General features: G+C 70.8%; 18 protein-coding genes and 1 pseudogene. 9 read left to right on the top strand and 10 right to left on the bottom strand.

Annotated elements, in window-relative coordinates:
* Positions 1 to 38: 38 nt before the first annotated feature.
* Positions 39 to 2,201 (top strand): M6 family metallopeptidase, encoded by a 2,163-nt coding sequence (locus CLV68_RS26490; RefSeq protein WP_121393611.1) that lies wholly within the window; start codon positions 39 to 41, stop codon positions 2,199 to 2,201.
* A gap of 617 nt (positions 2,202 to 2,818) precedes the next feature.
* On the opposite strand, the gene CLV68_RS34825 is transcribed toward CLV68_RS26490, so the two are convergent.
* The 3 genes and pseudogenes from CLV68_RS34825 to CLV68_RS26480 all read right to left on the bottom strand — a co-directional run bounded on the left by CLV68_RS34825 (position 2,819) and on the right by CLV68_RS26480 (position 3,800).
* The gene (locus tag CLV68_RS34825) at positions 2,819 to 3,070 is read right to left on the bottom strand and encodes an RNA polymerase-binding protein RbpA (RefSeq protein WP_211346772.1); all 252 of its coding nucleotides are present in this window, start codon (positions 3,068 to 3,070) and stop codon (positions 2,819 to 2,821) included.
* A gap of 32 nt (positions 3,071 to 3,102) precedes the next feature.
* Positions 3,103 to 3,267: pseudogene (locus CLV68_RS34820) on the bottom strand (FAD-dependent oxidoreductase); the annotation flags it as partial.
* Positions 3,267 to 3,800: a TetR/AcrR family transcriptional regulator gene (locus tag CLV68_RS26480; protein WP_121393609.1), complete on the bottom strand. Its 534-nt coding sequence runs from the start codon at positions 3,798 to 3,800 to the stop codon at positions 3,267 to 3,269. The gene CLV68_RS26480 and the pseudogene CLV68_RS34820, both read right to left, overlap by 1 nt.
* A 155-nt stretch (positions 3,801 to 3,955) precedes the next feature.
* Here CLV68_RS26480 and CLV68_RS26475 point away from each other — a divergent pair, with 155 nt between their 5' ends.
* The 3 genes from CLV68_RS26475 (at position 3,956) to CLV68_RS26465 (ending at position 7,305) form a co-directional block, all read left to right on the top strand.
* Positions 3,956 to 4,672 carry a type VII secretion target gene (locus CLV68_RS26475; protein ID WP_121393608.1) on the top strand — a complete coding sequence of 239 codons (717 nt, stop codon included), beginning with the start codon at positions 3,956 to 3,958 and terminating at the stop codon, positions 4,670 to 4,672.
* A 181-nt stretch (positions 4,673 to 4,853) separates the two neighbouring features.
* The gene (locus CLV68_RS26470; RefSeq protein WP_121393607.1) at positions 4,854 to 6,377 is read left to right on the top strand and encodes a sensor histidine kinase; all 1,524 of its coding nucleotides are present in this window, start codon (positions 4,854 to 4,856) and stop codon (positions 6,375 to 6,377) included.
* A 100-nt stretch (positions 6,378 to 6,477) separates the two neighbouring features.
* Positions 6,478 to 7,305 carry a GNAT family N-acetyltransferase gene (locus CLV68_RS26465; protein WP_246010122.1) on the top strand — a complete coding sequence of 276 codons (828 nt, stop codon included), beginning with the start codon at positions 6,478 to 6,480 and terminating at the stop codon, positions 7,303 to 7,305.
* Here CLV68_RS26465 and CLV68_RS26460 read toward each other — a convergent pair.
* Genes CLV68_RS26460 through CLV68_RS26445 form a run of 4 tightly spaced genes read right to left on the bottom strand, consistent with a single transcriptional unit; the run spans position 7,264 to position 13,133 of the window.
* Positions 7,264 to 10,335, bottom strand: a complete 3,072-nt coding sequence (locus tag CLV68_RS26460; protein WP_121393606.1) for an ATP-binding protein — start codon at positions 10,333 to 10,335, stop codon at positions 7,264 to 7,266. The genes CLV68_RS26465 and CLV68_RS26460 overlap by 42 nt on opposite strands.
* A complete protein-coding gene (locus tag CLV68_RS26455; RefSeq protein WP_246010121.1) occupies positions 10,332 to 10,958 on the bottom strand; it encodes a hypothetical protein in 627 nt (208 codons plus the stop codon). Before CLV68_RS26455 ends, CLV68_RS26460 begins: the two co-directional genes overlap by 4 nt.
* A gap of 16 nt (positions 10,959 to 10,974) precedes the next feature.
* Positions 10,975 to 12,558 (bottom strand): tyrosine-protein kinase family protein, encoded by a 1,584-nt coding sequence (locus CLV68_RS26450; protein ID WP_121393605.1) that lies wholly within the window; start codon positions 12,556 to 12,558, stop codon positions 10,975 to 10,977.
* Positions 12,543 to 13,133 carry a toll/interleukin-1 receptor domain-containing protein gene (locus CLV68_RS26445; protein WP_121393604.1) on the bottom strand — a complete coding sequence of 197 codons (591 nt, stop codon included), beginning with the start codon at positions 13,131 to 13,133 and terminating at the stop codon, positions 12,543 to 12,545. The genes CLV68_RS26450 and CLV68_RS26445 overlap by 16 nt, the downstream gene beginning before the upstream one ends.
* Positions 13,134 to 13,391: 258 nt before the next feature.
* On the opposite strand from CLV68_RS26445, the gene CLV68_RS26440 reads away from it, so the two are divergent.
* Positions 13,392 to 14,342, top strand: coding sequence for an SEFIR domain-containing protein (locus tag CLV68_RS26440; protein ID WP_170224594.1), 951 nt, complete (start codon positions 13,392 to 13,394; stop codon positions 14,340 to 14,342).
* 3 nt (positions 14,343 to 14,345) lie between these two features.
* Here the strand turns inward: CLV68_RS26440 and CLV68_RS26435 are convergent, their stop codons facing one another.
* Positions 14,346 to 14,942, bottom strand: a complete 597-nt coding sequence (locus CLV68_RS26435; protein ID WP_121393602.1) for a dihydrofolate reductase family protein — start codon at positions 14,940 to 14,942, stop codon at positions 14,346 to 14,348.
* A 198-nt stretch (positions 14,943 to 15,140) separates the two neighbouring features.
* Here CLV68_RS26435 and CLV68_RS26430 point away from each other — a divergent pair, with 198 nt between their 5' ends.
* Entirely contained in the window at positions 15,141 to 15,983 is an 843-nt protein-coding gene (locus tag CLV68_RS26430) for a DMT family protein (protein WP_121393601.1), read from the top strand.
* On the opposite strand, the gene CLV68_RS34815 is transcribed toward CLV68_RS26430, so the two are convergent.
* Complete coding sequence (locus CLV68_RS34815; RefSeq protein WP_211346771.1) at positions 15,980 to 16,738, bottom strand: tlde1 domain-containing protein; 759 nt, start codon at positions 16,736 to 16,738, stop codon at positions 15,980 to 15,982. The genes CLV68_RS26430 and CLV68_RS34815 overlap by 4 nt on opposite strands.
* 361 nt (positions 16,739 to 17,099) lie before the next feature.
* Between CLV68_RS34815 and CLV68_RS26420 the strand changes: the two genes are divergently transcribed.
* The 3 genes from CLV68_RS26420 to CLV68_RS26410 all read left to right on the top strand — a co-directional run bounded on the left by CLV68_RS26420 (position 17,100) and on the right by CLV68_RS26410 (position 20,460).
* The gene (locus CLV68_RS26420; RefSeq protein ID WP_170224593.1) at positions 17,100 to 18,242 is read left to right on the top strand and encodes an ATP-grasp domain-containing protein; all 1,143 of its coding nucleotides are present in this window, start codon (positions 17,100 to 17,102) and stop codon (positions 18,240 to 18,242) included.
* Positions 18,239 to 19,528, top strand: coding sequence for an MDR family MFS transporter (locus CLV68_RS26415; protein ID WP_121393599.1), 1,290 nt, complete (start codon positions 18,239 to 18,241; stop codon positions 19,526 to 19,528). Before CLV68_RS26420 ends, CLV68_RS26415 begins: the two co-directional genes overlap by 4 nt.
* A 422-nt stretch (positions 19,529 to 19,950) precedes the next feature.
* Complete coding sequence (locus CLV68_RS26410) at positions 19,951 to 20,460, top strand: methylated-DNA--[protein]-cysteine S-methyltransferase (RefSeq protein ID WP_121393742.1); 510 nt, start codon at positions 19,951 to 19,953, stop codon at positions 20,458 to 20,460.
* A gap of 3 nt (positions 20,461 to 20,463) precedes the next feature.
* Here the strand turns inward: CLV68_RS26410 and CLV68_RS26405 are convergent, their stop codons facing one another.
* Positions 20,464 to 21,261 carry a 2OG-Fe(II) oxygenase gene (locus tag CLV68_RS26405; protein ID WP_246010120.1) on the bottom strand — a complete coding sequence of 266 codons (798 nt, stop codon included), beginning with the start codon at positions 21,259 to 21,261 and terminating at the stop codon, positions 20,464 to 20,466.
* Positions 21,262 to 21,590 lie beyond the last annotated feature (329 nt).

Raw genomic sequence — 21,590 nt, 5'->3', positions numbered from 1 at the left:
TCCCCCTGTCCGTTTCCGTCGCCGTTTCGGCCGCTGTCGTGGCCGGAACCGTATTCGCTGTATCCGGTTCGGCGGGTGCCGCCGACACCGCGGCGGCCAAGCCCGGCCCGGCCTGCTCGCTGTCCACGGCAGGCGAGCACTCCGAGAAGCCCGACAGCTGCGTCTCCGCCGACGTGTCCCTCGACCGGCTGCCCGCGGTCGGCGAGTCGGCGACCGTGACGGTCAAGGTCGGCTCCCAGGTCGACGTCGCCAAGGCCCGGCTCGCGGTCACGCTGCCGGACACCCTCAGGCTCGACCCGCGCTCGAGTGGACTGTCCACCGCGCGCACCGTCGGCCTCGACCAGGTCGCCGACCAGCAGTTCGCCCTGTCCCCCAACGGTCGCACGGTCACCTTCGGGGTCACCGCCGTGGCCGCCGGTCCGGTCAACATCCAGGCCGACGTGTCCAGTGTGGACAGCCCGGCACCGGAGCGCTCCGCGCACGGGTCGGCCACGCTGACCGTCGCCGACGCCAAGGGCGCCTCCAAGCCGGGCATCGCGGCGGCGACGACCCAGGGCCGCACCCTGGTCGCGCCGAGCGCGAGCCTGGTCCCCGCCGCCGTGCCCGGCCAGATCTGCGCGACCGGCACGTTCAACTACAGCAACCCGGCGGGCACGTGGCAGCCGGGCCGCACCATCAAGGTCCAGGTGGCAGGCAAGACCACCTCCTCGGCCACCAGCGCGTACTACGCCACCGGGTACACCAGCAGCACCGGCACCTACTCGGTCTGCTTCACCACGCCGGTCACCACCATGTACCAGGTGTGGGTGGAGTTCCAGGCTGACTCGAACCTGTGGCGGGTCACCAACAACGCGGGCACGACCACCTACTCGGTGACCACCGCGGCCAAGACCAACGTCGCCAGCGGCTCCGACGCCGCGTTCGGCACCACCACGCCGACCTCGACCTACATGCGCGCCTGGCACGCCTTCGACACGGTGAACAAGCTGTGGGCGATCCACGGGACCAGCGCCTGCTGGACCACCAGGGAGAGCAGCAACTGCCGCAAGATCACCATCCACTGGCAGCCGGGCAGCACCGACGGCACCTACTTCCAGAACGGTGTCGCCGTCGCCAACCGCTACATCGCGCTCATGGACGCCGACCCCGACTCCGCGCACACCGTGCTGCACGAGTCCGGTCACGCGCTGATGGACATGCTCTACGGCGGCTGGTGGGCCACCAGCGACTGCCCGTCGCCGCACTACCTGCACCTGCGCACCGGCGCCAACTGCGCGTGGACCGAGGGCTTCGCCAACGCCATCGCGGGCTACGTGATGGGTGACGGCCGCTACTACTGGTCCGACGGCAGCTGGCTCGACCTGATGCAGACCAACTGGTTCAACTCGAGCCAGGCCGCGGGCCGCACCAACCCCAACGACGGCGACACCGTGGAGCTGCGCGTCGCGGGCGCGCTGATCGACCTCTGGCGCAACGTCGACAGTGGACCCGGTGGGACCTTCGACCTGATGGTGGGCAACACCTCCAGCAGCTTCCGGGAGTACGTGGTCACCGACCGGCCGACCAAGGGCCTGAGCACCTCGACGGCCACGATGAACCTCATCTACACCCACACCATCGACTACCGCAGCAGTGGCACGACGACCACCAGGCCGCCGACCACGACCACCACCCCGCCCACGACCACCACCACCCCGCCGACCACGACGACCCCGCCCACGACGACGACCAACCCGAACCCGGGCACCAACCTCGTCACCAACGGCGGCTTCGAGAGCGGCACCACCGGCTGGACCGTCACCGGCGGCTCGGTCGGCAACTGGACCTACTACGCGGCCCAGGCGGGTAGCTACTACGCGTGGCTCGGCGGCAACGGTCAGGTCAACACCGACACCGTGAGCCAGAACATCACCATCCCGGCCACGGCTGGTTCGGCGACGCTGAAGTTCTACCTGCGGATCGCCACGGCGGAGTCGGGCACCACCGCCTACGACGTCCTGCGGGTGCAGGCCATCAGCGGCTCCACCACGACCAACCTCAAGACCTACAGCAACGCCAACGCCAACAGCGGCTACGCGTTGCAGACGGTCGACCTCTCCGCCTACAAGGGGAAGACGATCACGTTGCGGTTCTACGGCACCGAGGACAGCAACCTGCAGACAGACTTCCTCGTCGACACGGTGTCGGTCACCACGAGCTGACCCACCGTCGTCCCTCCGGGCCGGTCGAGCGCACACCCCCGCGCTCGGCCGGCCCGGCCGCTTTCACGCCCCCGCCAGGCGCGCGATGAGAGCGGCTCTCGGTCTCGCCTGCGGCGTCGACGGGTGGACGGCTCGCCTTCGGCATTGCGGTGGGGGCGCGAGAAAGCGACGAGCTCGATGGGGCGAACTTGTTTTGCGCGGGGCCCCTACGACACCCGGGCAGAACCACAAAGCAGGGGCCTAAAAGCAGGCCCTGCCACGGTGAGCGACGCTACGGGTGCCGTCCCCCCACACAAAACAAGTCCGCCCCATCGAGCCGGCCTGGCACCAGCGGATCCGAGGAGCGGTTGCGGGCCAACGTCTGAGAGGTGCGGTTGCGGGCCAACGTTGTTGGGGGGCGTGGTGGGACCAACGCCTGGGAGGGGCGCGTGGGGGCCAACGTCTGAGAGGGCCGGGTGGGGACCAACGTTGCAGAGGGGCATGTTGGGACCAACGCCTGGGAGGGGTCTCTGTGGGCAGCCCGAGCAGCCCCACCACAGCAAACAGCCCCGCATCCACCAGGACACGGGGCCATCGGCACTACCCACCACACCGTCTCGCCCCGAAGGGCGTCAAGCTCAGCCCTCGCGCCTCGCGCGCAGCTTCGCCAGCGCCTCCGCAAGAATCGCCTCACCATCAGCGTCGGAGCGGCGCTCCTTCACGTAGGCGAGATGGGTCTTGTACGGCTCGTTGCGAGGCGCCTTCGGTGGCGCCTGCTCGTCCAGGCCCGCTGGAAGGCCACAGCGCGGGCAGTCCCAGGATTCCGGCTTCTCGGCCTCCAGCGCGAAGGACGGCCGCGACTCGTGGCCGTTGGCGCACCAGTAGGACACCCGCTGCCAAGGCGCGGACTCCCCGCGCTCGGCATGGGACCAACGGCGTCGTAGCCGGGGCCGAAGAAGTCGATCAAGTAGCCCTGGGGTCGGGGGTCGGGCGCACGTTCGAGTAGCACGACCCCGATCCCGTTGGCCGCCAACCGGTTCGCGAGCGCCAGCCCCGCGATGCCCGCGCCGCAGACCACGACCCGCATCACGCCACCAGCCTTCGCACCACGGCGGCGGACGTGCTCGCGCCGAGGCCCCGGTGCAGCAGCAGTCCGTCGAGCACCGCGAGCACCGCGGCGGCCGTGTCCTGCGGCGCGTCGACGCCGTGCTCGGCCAGCCAGGCGCCGAGGCGCTGCCGCAGTCCGGTGACGATCTCGGCGATGTCCCGGCGCAGGGCCTCGTCCCGCGTCGCCGCGAGGTACGCCTCGACGAACAGCAGCGAGGTCGGATCGGTGCCGGTGTGCCGGTCCACCGACGCCACCATCGCCTCGACGGCCGCGACCGGGGACTCGGCCGTGGCCAGCACGTCGTCCAACTCGGCGGCGACGGCGCGCATGGCGGCCACGACCGCTTCCGCGAGCAACGCCCGCACGGAGGCGAAGTGGTAGTGCACGACGCTCGGGGTGACCCCGGCGCGGTCGGCGAGGACCCGGGTGCTCACCGCCGTCCAGCCCCGCTCGGGGACCAGCGCCACCGCCGCGGCCAGCAGTCGGCGCCTGACCTCGTCACCTCGTGTCATCCGTCCTCCCTCGTAGGGCGATCGCCCTGTGCAGTTGTACAGGACGATCGCCCTGATGTCAGCACCGATCGCGTCCGCACACGTTTTCCGGGTTCGTCGGACCGCGGGCGGGCGGTGGGCCAGAATCGGGGCACAGGGCGACGACAGGGGTGGGGATGAGCGGGTTCGACATCAACCTGGGCGAGGTGCGGGCGCACGCGGGCACCGTGGCGACGATCTCGAACGAGGTGAACGGGGCGCTGAAGATCGCGCAGGCCACCGTGAGCGGGAACGCCTACGGGGCGATCGGCTCGTTCTTCGCCGCCGCGATCGCGCTGGCCAGTGCCGACGTGCGCGAGGCGATCACCAAGACCGCCAAGGCGTACTCGGACGTGCAGGACGGGCTGCGCGCGGTGGTCGCCGACTACCAGGAGATCGACGACGCCCACGCGCGCGTGTTCGGCGGCGGCGATGGCACCGTCCAGCCCGCGCAGGCCACCCCCGGGCAGCAGCCGTACTCGCCCTTGCAGCGCCAGAAGGCGATCGAGGTGCTGGAGCGGGTCTCGGCGCAGCACCCGATCAGCGTCGCCACGGTCGCGTTGCCGCCGGTGAAGGCGCTGAAGTGGGGGATCGGGGAGACCGCCTCGGGCAGCATCGGCGACCACTACGAGAAGGACGTGGCGCACGTGCTGGCCAAGCCGCCGACCGACGCCAACCTCAGGGAACTGGCGGTGACCGAGACCAAGTTCTGGAACTCCGAGCGCGGCAACTGGGCGGGCTCGATGCTGACCGCGGAGAACCGGTACGACCTGCTGGTCCTGAGCCGCCACGTCTGGTTGGCCGAGATGCCGATGGTCCTGCGCGCGCACGTCCGCCAGCAACTGGGCCTCTGAGACCACCCGGGACCCCGGCCTGCTCGACGGCCGGGGTCCCGCGCTGTCTAGGATCTGCGGCCGACACGGACGGTTGAGCGAACAGCCGCCACCACCTCGTGGGGACGGTCGGGGTGTCGATGGCAGGCGGCCGCCCGCTGTCGGCGGCACCTGGGCGCCCACCCAGCGAAAGCCGCGTGCGATGAGCCAAGACCAGGTAGTCCGTCCGTCCGCGCGCTGGTCGCTGCGCCGGTGGTGGGTGGCGTCCTCGGTGCTGCTGGTGCTGGTGCTGCTGGGGTCGATGATCGGCGTCGGCTGGGCGATCGCGGACCTCGACCGGTCGCGGACCCGGCTGCTGGACGCCATCGGACCCGCGGTGGTCAGCACCCAGCAGCTGGGCACGGCGCTGATCAACCAGGAGACCGGGGTCCGCGGGTACACGCTCAGCGGGCTCGAGGAGTTCCTCACCCCGTACTCCACCGGTGTCGACGACGCGGCCAGGGCCAGGGCGGTCGTGGCGGCGGCCCAGTCCGAGCTGCCGTGGCTGGCCGCCGAGCTGGGGTCGGTGGACCGGGCGGTCGAGACGTGGCGCGGGGTGTACGCCGAGCCGGTGATCGCCGCGACCAAGGCGGGGGCGCCGCCGCCGACGGTCGAGGCGGGCAAGCAGGAGTTCGACGCGGTCCGCTCGGCGCTGAGCACGTTGCAGTCGCGGCTGGAGACCGACCGCGGCGCGGCGCGGGCCGCGCTCAACAACGCGGCCTCCCGGCTGGCCACCACCTGCGTGATCACCCTGGGCGGGCTGCTGCTGGTCGTGCTGGTCGGGGTCGGGATGATGACGATCTCGGTGGTGCGGCCGCTGAGCAGGCTCGCCGACGAGGTCCGGCAGGTGGCCGACGGCGACTTCGCGCACCCGGTGACCGTGCGGGGGCCGCGGGAGATCGCCTCGCTCGGGCACGACGTGGAGACGATGCGCGTCCGGATCGTCGCCGAACTGGACCGGGCGCAGGCGGCGGGGCGGGACCTGGCCCGCTCGAACGCGGAACTGGAGCAGTTCGCCTACGTCGCCTCGCACGACCTGCAGGAGCCGCTGCGCAAGGTCGCGAGCTTCTGCCAGCTGCTGGAACGGCGCTACGGCGACCAGCTCGACGAGAAGGCGGGCCAGTACATCGGGTTCGCGGTCGACGGCGCGCGCCGGATGCAGGTGCTGATCAACGACCTGCTGTCGTTCAGCCGCGTCGGCCGCCACACCGGCAAGCACGCCGACCACGACGCCACCGCGCTGGCCGAACAGGCCACCCGCAACCTCACCGAGGCCATCACCGCCGCCGGGGCCACCGTCACCATCGACCCCCTGCCCACCGTGCACGGCGAGGCCCCGCTGCTGACCTCGGTCTTCCAGAACCTCATCGGCAACGGCATCAAGTTCCGCGGCTCGGCACCCCCGACCGTCACCATCACCGCCGACCGCGACGACACCACCTGGACCTTCTCGGTCACCGACAACGGAATCGGCATCGAACCCCAGTTCGCCGACCGCGTCTTCGTCATCTTCCAACGCCTGCACGCCAAGGACACCTACCCCGGCACCGGCATCGGCCTGGCCATGTGCCGCAAGATCATCGAATTCCACGGCGGCACCATCCGGGTCGACACCGAACACACCGGCGGCACCAGGATCCTGTTCTCCCTCCCCGCGGTCGACCAGCCACCCACCGACGCCGCCTGATCGCGGCGGTCCCGGTGTGACACCTCCGGGTGGACTCGGGGCGCGCGGCGGGATCGGGGTCGGCGGCTGTGCCAGGGTGGCGGCGGAAAAGGAGGTGCGGGTGGGGTTCGAGATCGCGGCCGCGAGTGTCGGGGACGTGCGGTTGATGGGCGAGTGGGCGCTGCGGGAGGGGTGGAATCCCGGGCTGTCGGATCCGGTGGCGTTCGGAGTGGCGGATCCGGGTGGGTTCCTGGTGGGCAGGCTCGACGGGGAGCCGGTGGCCTGTGTGTCGGCGGTCCGCTACGGGGCTGGGTTCGGGTTTGTCGGGTTCTACATCGCCCAGCCGGAGGTGCGCGGGCAGGGGTATGGGATCCAGCTGTGGCGCGCGGGGATGAGCAGGCTGGCTGGGCGGTTGGTGGGGCTCGACGGGGTGGTGGACCAGCAGGCGAACTACCGGAAGTCCGGCTTCGCTCGTGCGTGGAACAACATCCGGTACGAGGGCGTGCTGTCCTCTGTAGACAGCACAGTCGATTTGGTCGACGCCAGGGCGGTGCCGTTCGAGGAGATCGCCGCGTATGACCGCGGGTTCTTCCCCGAGCCTCGCGACGCGTTCCTGTCGAACTGGCTGTCACTGCCGGACCACACCGCCCTGGCCGCCGTGCTCGACAACACCATCATCGGCCTGGCCGTCCGCCGCGCCGCGCAAGGTCCCGACCGGATCGGCCCCCTCTACGCCGACTCGCCCCGCACGGCCACCGCACTGCTCGCCGCCCTGTCCGCGGGCGATCCGGTCGTCATCGACGTCCCGGACGCGAACCCGGCGGCGGTGCGGTTGGTGGAGGATGCCGGGTTCAAGCCGACTTTCGAGGCCGCCCGCATGTACACCGGTCCCGCGCCGGACATCGAGCTATCCGGTCTGTTCGGGATCACCTCCCTCGAACTCGGTTGACCGGGCCCGTTCGATGACTTCCTCCGGGCTCAGCGGGCTCGCCGGGTGGTGGGACAGGCACAGCGGGGTGGTCACCTGCTGGAACCCGAACGCCTCGCTGGAGACGTAGAACTGGGCACGTTCCAACCGGGAAATGTCGGCGACCCGGCTGCCCTTGGCCCTGGCCATGTCGTTGGCGGCGGCGATCTGGGCGGGACTGTTGAGCCTGCCGAAGAACTGGGTGGTCGCGTTGCCGACGATCTGGTTGTGCAGCCCCTTCGGGGCCTGGGTGGCGAACAGCAGCCCCAGTCCGTACTTGCGGGCCTGCGAGGCCAGCACGATGGTGCCGCGGGTGCTCGCGGTCAGCGTCCCGGACGCCGCAAGGGTTTGCGCCTCGTCCATCACGAACAGTGCCCCGAGTGGGCGGTCACCGGCGGGGTTGCGCTTGGCCCAGGCGAACAGCTCCATCTGGAGCTGGTTGACGAAGTTCTGCCGCTGGCCGTCGGCAGGCAGCCCGATGAAGCTGATCACCGACACCCTGGCGCGCTTGCCGCCGCGGGGCGTGAGGAGTTCGCCGGGGTCGACGCCCACGCCGGCACCCGCGAACAGTGGGTCGTTCACCATCGCCGCCTTGAGGGCCTCTGCCAGCTCCGCCGCGATCTTCTTGCCGCCGTTGAGCGTGCTGACACCATCGGGCAGGTCTTCCAGCACGACGATCAACCCCGGCAGGCTGCGCGAACCGGACCGCGCGTGGTGGATGACCGCCTCGCGCAGCACCGCCAGCCCCTTGTTGGCCCGCACCGTCGTCCCCGTCAGCCGGACCAGCGGGGCGAGACTGGCCACCGCCACCTCGACCGCCGCGGTGAACTCGTCCTCGTCGTCGAGCACCCCGGCGAAGTCCGGCAGCGGCTGGAACGACAACGGCCGCCCGTTCGCCCGCCCCGGCGTCCACACCACGACCTCCGTGTCGGCGAGGTACCGCGCCGCCAACGCCGCGTCGTCCGCCCCCCACGCCTGCGGCGGTTCCGGCCACGCGTCGCCCAACCGCGCCAGGTCGTTGTTCGGGTCCAGCACGATCGCCGAGACCCCTTGCAGCGCACACTCCTCGACGATCCGTCTCAGTAGGACGGTCTTGCCGGATCCGGACCCCGCGAACACGACCGCGTGCTTGCGCAACGCCGCCAACTCGATCCGCAACGACTCCCCAGCACCGGTCACACCCAGCCCGACACCCTCCCGATCCGGCGGTGGGTGCGTGTCCCCGCCAGGCTGCCGGTACTCGGACAGCAGCGCACCGAGGAACTCCGACCGGGTCGCCGGTCTGCGGTCGACGAGCCAACGGTGCAGGCCCGGCACGTTGTCGGTCCGCAACCGGTCGAGCGCCCAGAAGGTTCGGGCGTCTTCCTGGGACAACCGCATCCGGATGCCGCCTGCGGCTTCGAACGCCTCGATCTCCGCCCGGGTCTTCACACCGTTGGACCACTCACCGTTGCGGATGATGACCAGCTTGCGGTCCGCGCCCTGGCTGAGCCCGACCACGGCCTTGCGCGCCTTGCGGAATCGGCTGAGCACCGCGTTGGGCTGGATGTGGCTGATCGCCCGGAACGCCCAGTGGACCTCCATGTCGGCCTGTTCGTCCAGCGTGCAGGTGATCCAGGCGTGCAGGTCACCACTCGCGTCGGGCGACTTCCAGGCTATGTCGTCGTTGCCCCCTTCGATGATCCAGGAGCGCAAGGCGGCCGAGAGCAGTCTCGGCATGAGACTGTCGCCACCGGTTTGGTCGTACAGGGCCTCGAGATCGGCCTCGGCCCTGGTCCGTTCGAACAACTCGTCCAACCCGTTGTCGCGGAGCGGCTCCGCCACCAGCGCGGCGGGCGGCGGTTCTTCACCGGTGAAGGAGGTCAGCTCGCGGATCTCGTTGGTGCGCAGGCAGGTGTCGATGTGGGCACCGATGCGCTTGAGCAGTTCACGCGGGGTGAGATCGTCCCAGCCCTGTTCGAACGCCGATGGCGCGACCGGCCAGGTGGGATGCGGTGGAGTGAAACCCATGTCGGCGTACGCGACCCCGAGTCGCTTCTCCACCAAGGCACGACCGGTTGCGCCATCGGGGATCCGACCGAGGGTGCGTTGCTCGCGGAACCGGTCCGGCACGGTGTCCGCCGCCTTGGACTTGATCTGCTGCCAGGTGTTGGGCAGGCAGGCCAGGACCGTCGCGGTCCGGCGGGTGATCTCCCGCAGCCGCATCAGCCCGTCGCTGACCTGGGCCAGCAGCAGACCGTCCGCGGTGCCGGGCCTGGTCGCCCGCTCGGACCTGGCGACCAGGGTGTCGAGCTGGTCGACGCAGATGGCGATCGGGCCGGTCAACGCCAACAGCCAGGTGATGTCGCGCACCAGGTCCATCGGCGACCTGGGCAGCCGCCGGACACCCCACCGGAGCCGGTCCTCGTGGTCGAGCAGTTCCAGGTAGTCCTCGGCGATGTCGTTGGTCTCGTCGGATTCCGTGGCGTACAGGACGAGCACTCGCGCGGCGTCCGAGCACTCCCGCCCGACAGTCCGGTCGAGCAACCGCACGCCTGCGACGAACACGTCGAGGTGCTCCTTGGTCAACCCGCGCCCGGCGAGAACCACCTTGGTGGTGTCCTCCGGCACGACGCCGCGCTGGCAGACCCGCCGCAGGAAGGTCGTCAGCTGCGTTTCCCCGGACTCGTCGACCTGGCCAAGCCCGAACCGGAGGGCTTGGACCGCGGTCTCCCAGAAGGCGTCACCGGTGGAGATGTTGTCCAGGAAGAAGTACCCGCCGACCGCGTGGAACTGGCGGCGCACCATGCCGAGCAGATGGGTCTTGCCGACGCCCTTGACGCCCTTGAGCACGAGGCCGAGCGGGCTCGGCCCCTCGCTGGCCACCGCGTCCCGGGCACTGGTGTGGACCGCCACCGCCACATCCGGGTGCAGACCGTCCACGTGGAACGGGGAGTCGACCCAGACGTGGTCGGGGGTGTCGGCCCAGTCGAAGCGCAGGGTGGCCAGGGCCGCGTCCTCCTCGACGGTCACGGCGCCTCGATGGAGATCAGGTGGTTGTCCTCGCCGCCGACCTTGACGGCGGCGGCGCGGTCGGTGTCGGTGAGGGTCTTGCGGTTGGACTCCGGGGCGAGGTCGATCGCGCGGCGCCTGCTCAGGTCCTTGAGCACCTCGTCGACGGCGGAGCGGTCGACCCCGACCAGCAGCGACCGCAGCTCGGCCAGGCCCGCCCACTCGCCGGGGTCGGCCAGTGTCGCGTAGGCGGCGCGGATCCGGCCCTCGACCTCGTCCGGGGTCAGGTCGACCTCGACGCCGAAGACGTCGGTGACGGCCAGCTTCTGCCGCCGCAGGTACTGGTCGAGCCCGGCCAGGACCACGTACAGCGCCGGGCCGAACGTGCTGCGCGGCGCGGGCCGCGGCGGCACACCTGCGGCGAACTCCTCGCGGCACCAGTCCAGGCCCGCCTTGGTGAGCGCGTGCACGTAGGGCCTGCGCTGGGTGTCGGTCTCGACCAGGTCGCGGTCGTTGAGCCCTCGGCGGTCGACACCGTCGAGGGTGAGCCCGTACGCCTTCAGGTCGGTGTTCGTGGCCGCCCGCCCCAACACCATCATGGTGAGCATCACCGCGGTCTGGTTGTGCCCCAACCGGTCTGCCATGGGAACCCCTCTCGTCCTAGTCCGTGCTCGTGAACCTGCTCCGCAGTACGCGTGTGGTGTAGTCGATCGCGGCCCGGGTGTCGGTGGGCACCGGGACCCGGTAGCCGTGCGACCTGGTCCTGCTCAACACGTCGAGGTCGGCGGTGAGCTCGCGCACCCGCACGTCGTCGCCGTCGCCCGCGGCCGCGTTCAGGTCCTGCACGAGGTCCCTGACCACCTGCCACAGTCCCAGCCGCATGGTGGCCTTGCTCGCCCGCGCCAGCACTCCGATCGGGTCAACCTCGTTGTCCACCAAGGGGAACACCCTGTGCAGCTGGTCGTGCAGGTCCTGCGCGACCTCGACGGCGCCGCGCGTCGAGCCGAGCAGCAGGTGGCGCAGGTTAGCCAGGTAGCCGGGCAGGTCGGCGGCGTTCGTCCCGGCCGTGAGCACGAGGAACACCCGCCGGTCCTGGCCGATCGTGTGGCGCAGGAACAGCTCGGCCTCGGCGGCCTGCCACCGCGTCGGCCCGCCGTCGACGAGCAGGCACAGGTGCTCGGCGGCATCGCTCGCCCGGTCCAGCATCGCCCGGTCGCCGGAGAGCGCCCGTTCGGCCGAGAGCCCCAGTTCGGTGAGCGCGATGACCACCTCGTCGGCCAGGTCCCTTGCCTGCCAAGGAGAACTCACGCGCACCGTGTGGTCGTACGCGCGGTTGCGGTCGCGGATGGCGGCGACGAAGGAGTCCCGGTTGTCGGCCAGCAACGCCGTGCGGTCGAGGTCGTGGGCCAGCACCGCGGCGACGGTCTCCAGCGCGTAGCTGATCTGGTCGGCGGACGGGGTGGTCTCCCGCTCCACGGCCAACCGCTCGCCGAGCGCCCAGTACGAGACGTAGGGGATGACCAGGTGCGACGCCATCACCTTCGTCGGGACCCTGGCGTCGAGCCAGTTGGCGAACAGCCCGGCGGTCTCCCGCAGGCAGGTGTCGCGCCACGCCTCGGCCTCGGCGTACTCGTCGCGGGTGTCGAACCTGGACAGCACCGGGACGACGGCGAGCCGGGGTCGGTCCAGCGGCATCGCGTCCCGCTCGGCGTCGGCCTTCCTGGCGACCCGCACCGCGCCCTGGATGCTCTGCAGGTTCGCGTTGACCACGAGCACCAACCGGTCCGGCAGGTGCGAGGTGCAGATCCCGCCGGTGTCCGAGACCCCGGTCCTGCTGTCGACAAGGACGAAGTCGTACCGCTCGGTCCACCGCGCCCGGCACTGCTCCAGGTACTCGCCGAAACCCTGGTCGTAGAGCCGTTCCCAGTCGATGACCTGCATCCGGCCGAAGTAGTCGTCGCCGACCCCGCCTGCCGGGATGAGGTCGAGGGTGTCGTCGAGCCGGATGGCGCGGTCGACGAGCAGACCGGCCTTGAAGTCGTCGACGAGGTCGACCACGCCCGCCTCGGGGGGTACGGGGATCTTGTCGGCGAAGTAGTGGTGCAGGCCGGGCGCTTCCAGGTCCCAGTCGACGCACAGCACCCGGAAACCCCACCGCGCCAACAGGACGGCGATGTTGGACAGGGCGAAGCTGCGCCCGACCCCGCCCTTGAAGGAGTAGAAGGTGATCACCTGACCGGCCACGCGCCCCGCCCGGGCAATCGCATCGTCGGCAGGACACCCGGCACCGGGCGCAGGAGGGGCCAGTCCGGTTGCCACGGCGGCGGTTCGAGCAAGCCGTGGACCATGTCCTCGGCGAGCCTGCCCACCTGCTTGCGGAAGTCGAAGTAGGCCGGGCTGTCCTGGTAGTGCGCCCGCGGCTCGTTCCAGTCCCGCAGGTCGACCGGGTTCCGCCGCAGCACCGAGTCCGGGAAGCTGTAGGAGTCGCTGTAGATCACCGGGAAGATCAACCCGGTGCCGTGCAGGCCCATGTGCTCCTCGCGACCGGCCATGGAGTGCCACTCGGCCAGGCACCACTCGTTGTAGAAGTACTTCGGGGAGCACACCGCGACGAGGACCTTGGTGCGCTGCAGCGCGTGGTGGAGCGCTTCCGGGAACTTCGTCCCGCCGCCGACGTCCTGGTCGAAGAACACGCGCACTTTGTCGACCAGGTTGTCGTCGAGCAGTTCCCGCAGCCGGGGGTGGAAGTGGTGGCGCACCCACGGGCTCACCGTCTCGCTCTCCCGGTCGTAGCTGATGTACACGTCGTGCTCGTACACATCGCTCCTTCGCGGATCGCCTGCGGGCTGGTCGATCTTAAAGGCGCCCGGCGCGGTCCAGACAGGGGCGAAAAGCTGACAGAAATGAGACAGAACATGGACACCGCCGATTTACCGACAGGAAGACGACAAGTGGGTGACAGATCTCGACCGGGACCGCGCGGTCACCGAGAATGCATGTCGCTGGAAAGGCGTAATGGGCCGGGGGAAAGTCACAGGGGAGTGTCGATGTCGAAATCTTCCGCGCCGCGGGTTTTCGTGACCTATTCACATGACACGGTCGCGCACAAGCGGGTGGTGCGCGAGTTCGCCGAGTACCTGCAGGGGCGGATCGGCCTGGAGGTCCACCTCGACCAGTGGGCGGACGGGCCGCGGCGGGACTGGTCGCTGTGGGCGGTGGCGAACCTGCGGGACGCGGACTTCGTCCTGGTGATCGCCTCCCCCGCGTACAAGCGGCGGGCCGAGGGGCTGGCGCCGCCGGACGAGGGGCGGGGCGCGCAGTTCGAGGCGGCGATCCTGCGCGACCACCTGACGAGGAACCTGGCGGCGGGCACCGAGCGCGTGCTGCCGGTCGTGCTGCCCGGTGGGTCCGTCGAGGACATCCCGATGTTCCTCACCCCGTACTCCACGACCCGCTACGAGATCGCCGAGTTCACCGAGCGGGAGGTCGCGTACTTGATCTCCGCCATCACCGGCGAGTCCGCGCACACCGCCCCGGAGCGCGCGCCGTGGCGGGGCGGGTTGGAAAGCGCGGCGAGCGAGCGCCCGCGGCTGCTGCTCGCCCACCAGGAGCGCTGGCTCGACAGCAGCGACGACTTCGCCACCGGCACGGCCCGCATCGAGGGCGTCCCGTACGAGCACAGCCTGCTGCTGCGGCCCGCGGCCACCCCGGTCGAGCACAGCTTCGTCGAGTTCGACCTCGGCTTCGGCACCTACCAGGAGCTGATCGCCACCGCGGGGATCCTCGACGACGCGGCCGAGCGGTTCCAGACCGGCCGGATCGAGGTGGCGTTGGACGGCCGCCTGCGGCTGGTGGAGACCCTCAGCTGGGGCAGGCCGGTGCGCGTCCGGCTCGACCTGGCCGAGGCCAGGCGGCTGCGGCTGGCGATGTACCGGCCCGCGCCCGCCGCCACCCCGTTCGGTGGCGGCGCGGGCGGGCTGTCGGGCAAGCCGCCGGAGCTGGCCTGGGGCGACCCGGTGCTGCGGTGACGCTCAGGAGCCGATCGTGTACCTGATGTGGGTGGCGAGGGCGGTGTGGCGTACCTCGACCGGGGTGAGGCCGAACTGGCCGACGTCGGTGAACAGGCGTTCGCCCCGGCCGAGGACGAACGGGACGACGTGCAGCCGCAGTTCGTCGATCAGCCCAGCCGCGAGGTACTGGTTGACGGTGGCCGCGCCGCCCGCGATGGCGACCGGGCGGTCACCCGCGGCGGCCCTGGCGCGCTCGAGCGCCTCGGTGATGCCGCCGGTGACGAAGTGGAACGTGGTGCCACCTTCGAGCTCCAGGTCGGCGCGCTCGTGGTGGGTGAGCACGAACACCGGCGCGTGGTACGGCGGTTCCGCGCCCCACCAGCCGGTCCACTCGAGATCCCAGTCGCCGCGGGCGGGGTCGAACATGTTGCGGCCCATGATGAACGCGCCCGCCTGGACGATCCGGGCGCGCTCGACGGCGTTCTCCTCGGCGGCCTCGAGCATCCACCGGGTCAGCGTGCCGGTCGCGCCGTCACCGAACGGGGCGTCCATGCGCTGGTTCGGGCCTGCCGTGAACCCGTCGAGTGAGGCGGTGATATCGCAGAAAACCGTGCTCATGGTGTCCTCCTGGTGGTCGTGACCTGGTGTCGGAACCCGGGCCGGGCGCTCGACACCGCAGCGCTGTGAGGCCGGTCACCGACGTGTGACTTCGGCCGAAACGGCTCAGGTCGGGCCGCCCGCGGACTATTCTGGCGGGTGCGCGCGCCGACGCCGGGTTGTGCCCGCTCGGTTTGGGAACCGAGGGGGAATCGAGCGGTGAGTGACCTGGCGATCACCATTCTGCTGTGCGTGGCGGTGTCGATCATCTACGCCGCCGCCGCGCTGATCCAGGCTCGGCTGGGGCACCTGTCGGTGCGCGAGCTGACCAGGGTTCCGGTGTGGTGGGTCGCGCAACTGCTGAACGTGGGCGGCGCGGCGCTGCACGTGGTGTCGCTCGGGTTCGGCCCGCTGTCGCTGATCCAGCCGCTCGGGGTGCTGACGCTGGTCATCGCGGTGCCGTTCGCGGCGGTCGCGGCCAAGCGGCGGGTCACCGGGCTGGAGCTGAGCGGGATGGCCTGCACGGTGGTCGGCCTCGCCGGGCTCACGATGATCATCGCCACCTCGGGCCGCTCGGAGGCGTTGAGCTCCGGTGAGCTGGCCCTGCTGCTGGCCGTGGCCGCGGCTGTCGTGACCGTGCTCGGGCTGCGCGGTCGCCGCCAGGGCGCGTCAACGGTGTGGGAGGCGGCGGCGGGCGGTCTGGCGTTCGCGGTGTGCTCGGCCCTGTGCCAGACGGCGGTCGTCAACTTCGGCGCAACCGGACTGAGCTTCCTGTTGTGGCCCGCGACGATCTTCACCATCCTCGCCATCGGCACCTTCGCCATCGCCGCGACCGTGCTGACCCAGCGTTCTTACCGCAACGGACTCGGCGCACCGCTTGCCGTGACCAACCTGGTGAACCCGCTGAGCGCCACCTTGATCGGCATCCTGTTCTTGGACGAGGACCTGGGCGCGTCACCGGTCGAGCTGACCCTGGCGGTCTTGTGCGGGGTTGTCGCCGCTCTTGGCGTCACCCAGCTCGCGCGCGCCCGCGAGTCCGACCCGGTAGCTCTGACTGTCTAGGGATAGCGGACGGTTAGCTTCACCTTGGTGTTGAGCGGGACAGTGCTGAGCGCCCTCGCGAACGCACTCGCACTGGACGTCAGGTCTACGCAACCGGCGCTGCCCGGGGTCGACCCGCCGTGGATGAAGAACCCACCGCGACCGAACGTGTGCGTGGTATCGAACGGGTGCACCGTGATCCGGTGCGTCCCCCACGGCCCCTCATAGCGGGATGCGTAGAACCACCGGCTGCTGAGATCCACCATTTGCGACGGGTCCACCCAGTACACACCCGCGGGGATGGGCCCCACGCCCTCCAGCCGTTGCCTGGCGGGCGAGTAGTCGAACGCCCCCGCCGCGTCGGGATGCCCGGACACCGCGACCCACGACTGGGTCCCCAACGTCAACGTCGCCCCGTCGAACACCATCTCGACCGCCGCGTCCGCCAACCCCGAGTTCCCCCGCTCGGCCAGCAGCAGGTCCAGCCGCTCGATCCCCCGCTGGTACGCCGCGAACTGCGCCATGTCCTTCGCGTGCGCGTCCCGCTCCCGCAGCAACCGCGCCCGCTCCGCCACCAACTCGGCGGTCGTCCCGTTCCCCGCCCTGATCGCAGGCCCACCAGCCGTCACGGGCGCCGTCTGCCGCTGCACCCGGACCTGCCCCAACAGCCCAGCCACCGCGGCGTTCCCGGCCCCGCGCAACCCGCGCACCGGCACCTGCCGGGTCGGGCCCCGCTCGACCACAGCCCGCTCGTGCCCACCCTGGCAGTGCCGCACCCGCCTCACCTCCCACCCAGCACCGTAGCCACTCCCGTACACCCCACGGTAGAGCCGGGCGACCATCCCTCCCTGCCCTTCCGGCCCAGCCATCTCGGTGGCGGCGCCGGGCTCAGGTGGTCCGCCGGAGGTTCACCGGACGTCGGGGTGGTGACAGGGGGTGCAGGGGTGCAACGGGTGGGTGAGGGGTGGTGTTCTCACGGGGTGAGAGCTGTTGGGTCTAGTGGTGGGTGAGGAGTGGCCCGGGATGGTTGCGGACCTCGAGGTCGGGCAGAGACCGTTGTTGTTGCTCGTCGGGAGCAGTGCGCGGCGGGGGCGGGAGTTCATTCTCAGGGCGGTGGCGCCGCGGTATCGGTTGTGGTTGTTGCAGCCGGCGGGGGTCAGCTGGGAAGAGCCGTACGTCGTGGGGAACACGGTGGTGGACAACACCGACCACGAGGCATTGATCGCCGCTGCCCGTGCGGTCGCGGCTGAGCACGAGGTGGCTGGGGTTTTCTGCTACGACGAGGGCTTGGTGTGGCCCGCGGCGTCGGTGAGCGCGGCGTTGGGGTTGCCGGGGAACTCGCCGGGGGCCATCGCGGCCTGTCGGGACAAGAACGCGACGCGGGTGGCGTTGGCGGAGGCCGGGGTGCCGCAGCCGGTGTCGGTCGGGGTGTACGACCTGGACGGGGCGTTGGCCGCGGCCGAGCAGGTCGGGTACCCGGTCGTGGTCAAGCCGCGCGGGTTGGCCGGGAGCATGGGGGTCAAGCTCGCCAGGGACCCCAGCGAGGTGGCGGACGCGTACGCCGCGGCCACCGCGATCACCTACCCGGGTGTGCCGGTGTTCGACATGTCGGTGCTGGTCGAGGAGTACGTCGACGGGCCGGAGATCAGCGTGGACGCGGTGTTCCACGACGGGCGGTTCGTGCCGTTGGCGTTGGCGCGCAAGCAGGTCGGGTTCGACCCGTTCTTCGAGGAGACCGGGCACGTCGTCGACGCGGGCGACCCGCTGCTGGCCGACCCTGAACTGCTGGAGGCCCTGGAGCGCGCGCACAAGGCGCTCGGGTTCCACACCGGGGTGACGCACACCGAGTTCCGCCTCGGCTCGCGCGGTCCCCGCCTGCTGGAGGTCAACGCCCGCCTCGGCGGCGACTCGATCCCCTACCTCGGTTACCTGGCCACCGGTGTCGACATCGCGCTCGCCGCCGCCGACGTCGCCGCGGGCGTGGTCCCGGACACCACGCCCAAGCACCGCCGGGTCGCCGCCGTCGCGTTCCTCTACCCCGAGCGCGACACCCGGGTCGACCAGGTCACCGTGCACGAGGACAACCTCGGCCCGCACATCCACGAGGCGATCGCGATGGCCGACCCCGGCGCCACCCTCAAGCTCCCGCCGCGCGGCTACATCGCCCGCTACGGCCGGATCATCGCCGTGGCCGACACCGTCGACGAGGTCACCGCGGCGCTCAAGGACCCGACGACGCTCGTGGAGCTGACCGGGACGCCGGTCGAGGTGACCGCGTGAACCAGAACGACCACCCCTCGGTGGTGCAGACGCTCCGGCAGATCTCCCGGCCGGTGTGGCTGCTGCTGGTCGGCATGCTGGTCAACCGGCTGGGCAACTTCCTGCAGATCTACCTCGTGCTCTACCTGACCCAGAAGGGTTTCAGCGAGCCCGCCGCGGGTATCGCGCTCGGCGCCTACGGCATCGGCTCGGTCGTCGGCGTCCTGCTCGGTGGCACTATCTCCGACCGGTTCGGCTACCGGTGGACGATTGTGGTGTCCATGGCGGGCGCCGGTGCGCTGACCGCGGTGTTGGTGCACCTGTCCGCGCTGTGGCTGGTGCTCGTGGTCGCGGCCGCCACCGGGTTGCTCGCGCAGGCGTACCGGCCCGCGTCGTCGGCGATGCTGGTGGAGCTGACGCCGGAGAAGCAGCACGTCATGGTGTTCGCGGTGTACCGGTTGGCGTTCAACCTGGGCACCACGGCGGGCCCGCTGCTCGGCGCGCTGCTGATCGCGTACTCCTACGACCTGATGTTCTACGTCGACGCCATCACCTCGGTGGTGTTCGCCCTGTTCGCGCTCCGGCTGCCGCACGCGGTCGCCGCCGCGAAGGACTCCGCCGAGGCGACGCAGCGCAAGTCGTACCTGGCCGTGCTGTCGGACCGCGGGTTCACGCTGTTCATGCTGGCGCTGTTCCTCAACGCGGTCGTCTACATCCAGCACATCGCCGTGCTGCCGCTGCAGATCACCGCCGACGGGCACACGCCCGGGGTGTACGCGGCGCTGCTGTCGCTCAACGCCGTCGTGGTGATCGCGCTGGAGTTGCCGTTCACCAAGTTCGTGCAGCGGCTGCCTGCCAAGCTCGCGGTCGCGCTCGGGGTCGGCCTGGTCGGTGTGGGGATGAACCTCTACATAGCGGGACCGGCCATCGCGATGTTCGTGGTCGCGACCCTGGTCTGGACCCTCGGCGAGATCATCGGCACCCCGACCGCGTCGGCCTACCCCGGCCAGGTGGCACCTCCTGGGCTGCGCGGCCGCTACATCGCCGCCGCCGCGTTCCCGATGCAGATCGGCTACGCCGTCGGCCCCGCGCTCGGCGTGGCCCTGTGGACCGTCTGGCCCGCGGGCGTGTGGTGGGGCTCGTCGATCATCACCGTCGTCGCCGTCATCGCCGCCCTGGCAGGCATGCGCCAGCCACCGTCCGAAGAGGACACCAAGCCCGAGCCCACCCCCGGCGCGGACACCCTGCCACTGGACGAGGCCCACGCGGCCTCGACCACCTCGGGCGAGGCCCGCGACCCGGCCTGAGGCCCTTCCCCCAGCGGTGGTGGGCCCACTCCCCCGGACCCACCACCGCCCCACTTCCGGGGCGTGGACCAAGATCGAACGTGCTGAGCAGCCCCCGAGATACAGCCTACCGAGGGGCGGCGCGGCACTGGGAGGTCTGCGTGCCGCCCTGTGGACAACCCTGTGCGGGGTCACGGATAGCGGTGGCGCGCGAACAGCGTTCTCGCTCGGTGCGGGGTGTCCGCGAGCAGTGGCCCACCAGGGCCGCCCGGTGCCGACTTGGCGCCGCAGGCGACCTGTCCACAAGCCCGGACCCTGTCCACAGGCCGAAGTACGACCGCCTAGGGCGCAACCGTCGCCCGGTAGGCTGTGTCTCGGGGGCTGCTCGGTGCGGTTCGATCTTGAGGGTCCCGTTGCACACGACAAACCCGGTGGTGATCCCGATGAGTGTGACCGTCCGGTCGACCGTGACCGAGTTCGGTGAGTTGTCCGTCGCGGCCAAGGACGGCGCTGTCGTCGGGTGTCAGTTCATGCCCGCCGACCACCTGGCCCAGCGCTTCGGCGGTACGCGGGAGGACGAGGCAGAGCTGGCCGACCGGGCGATCGCCGAGGTCACGACCTACCTGGCGGGCGGGACCAGGGAGTTCGCCACCCCCGTGCGCCTGGGCGTCTCCGAGTTCGACAACCGCGTCCTGGCCGCGCTCACCGAGCGCGTCCCCTACGGCAAGACCGTCAGCTACGGCTGGTTGGCGCGCGAACTCGACCTGCCCGTCGCCGCGTCGCGCGCGGTCGGCAAGGCGCTGGCGGGCAACCCGGTGCTGGTGTTCGTCCCCTGCCACCGGGTGGTCGGCTCCTCCGGCGCGCTGACCGGGTACGCGGGCGGGCTCCAGGTCAAGCGCGGCCTGCTCGACCTGGAGTCCACACCGGACAGTGACGACCTGCGGTTGTTCTGAGCGTCAGGTGGCGTCGTGGAAGATGATGCCCAGGGTGTAGCGCAGTCCACTGTGGATCTCGCTGACCCCGTGCCGGAGCACGACCCGCCGCCAGCCCCTGGTCACCGAGGGCACCGGGCGGTCCCGCACGGTGAAGATCATGCCCTGGCCGATGCACGGCCTGGCGACCAGCGGCCGTGACTGCGCGCGCGGCCGCTGCTCGACGAACACGTTCTCGCCGCCGGTGAAGTCCTCGTCCGGCTGGCTCAGCATGACGGCCAGCTGCAACGGGAACACCACGTCGCCGTAGAGGTCCTGGTGCAGGCAGTTGTAGCCGCCCGCCTCGTACCGCAGCAGCAGCGGGGTCGGACGGTGCTGTCCGGCCCGCGCACACATCTCGTGCAGGCCAACGAGATCCGGCGGGAACTCCTCGGTGCCGAGCCTGCGCGCCCAGGTGTTGGCGATGTCGGCCAGCGGCGGGTAGAACTCGCCGCGCAGCCGGGTGACCGGATCGGCAAGCGGGTGGTCGAAGTACCGGTACACACCCTCGCCGAACTGGTGCCGCGCCATGACAACGGTGCTGCGGAAGCGCTTCGGCTCGTCGAACATCGCGCGCACCTCGGCGCACTCCCGCGGTGTGAGCAACGGTGGCGTCAACGCGAACCCGTTGCGGTCGAGCTCGGACCCGACCGCGGCCCAGTCCAACTCCGCCGCGGTGACCACCTCCGTGCCCACCGGCGCGGGCGTCGTGCGCACCGGCGTGTGGTCGGGTTCCTCGGACAGGCCAGGCATCGCCAGTTGGCCGTAACGCGAACTGCTCATGGGGAAGGCGCCTCGCTCGAATGGGGGTGCGACACGCAGCCTACCCACACCAGGGCCACCCCAGCCAGCAGCACACCAGGCCACATTCACCCGATCCACCTACGCGGCACGGGCCCGCCCGTGCCGGGGCGGCCCCCGGTCGCAGGCAGGTGCGCCGGATGGTCGATCCGGGCGACACGACCGCCCGGCGGGCTCCGCCGTGTGGGCGACACCCCTGCCACTCGAACGGCGCAATACCCCCGACCCCTATCGATGAATTCAATACAATTGCTCGACTCGGACGTCGTTGACGCCCCCAGGCAAACCTGTTTCACTACCCCCGACCTGCT

The organism is Actinokineospora cianjurensis (assembly GCF_003663795.1).
Taxonomy (GTDB): Bacteria; Actinomycetota; Actinomycetes; order Mycobacteriales; family Pseudonocardiaceae; genus Actinokineospora; species Actinokineospora terrae.
Note: the sequence above shows the minus strand (reverse complement) of the source record. Positions and strands in the feature narration are given on the sequence as shown.

What these genes read in the sequence shown, in the direction of transcription:
- CLV68_RS26480 (WP_121393609.1), bottom strand. Translation starts at nt 3,800, where the DNA reads ATGACACGAGGTGACGAGGTCAGGCGCCGACTGCTGGCCGCGGCGGTG.
- CLV68_RS26475 (WP_121393608.1), top strand. Translation starts at nt 3,956, where the DNA reads ATGAGCGGGTTCGACATCAACCTGGGCGAGGTGCGGGCGCACGCGGGC.
- CLV68_RS26470 (WP_121393607.1), top strand. Translation starts at nt 4,854, where the DNA reads ATGAGCCAAGACCAGGTAGTCCGTCCGTCCGCGCGCTGGTCGCTGCGC.
- CLV68_RS26455 (WP_246010121.1), bottom strand. Translation starts at nt 10,958, where the DNA reads ATGGCAGACCGGTTGGGGCACAACCAGACCGCGGTGATGCTCACCATG.
- CLV68_RS26435 (WP_121393602.1), bottom strand. Translation starts at nt 14,942, where the DNA reads ATGAGCACGGTTTTCTGCGATATCACCGCCTCACTCGACGGGTTCACG.
- CLV68_RS26410 (WP_121393742.1), top strand. Translation starts at nt 19,951, where the DNA reads ATGAGTGTGACCGTCCGGTCGACCGTGACCGAGTTCGGTGAGTTGTCC.
- CLV68_RS26405 (WP_246010120.1), bottom strand. Translation starts at nt 21,261, where the DNA reads ATGAGCAGTTCGCGTTACGGCCAACTGGCGATGCCTGGCCTGTCCGAG.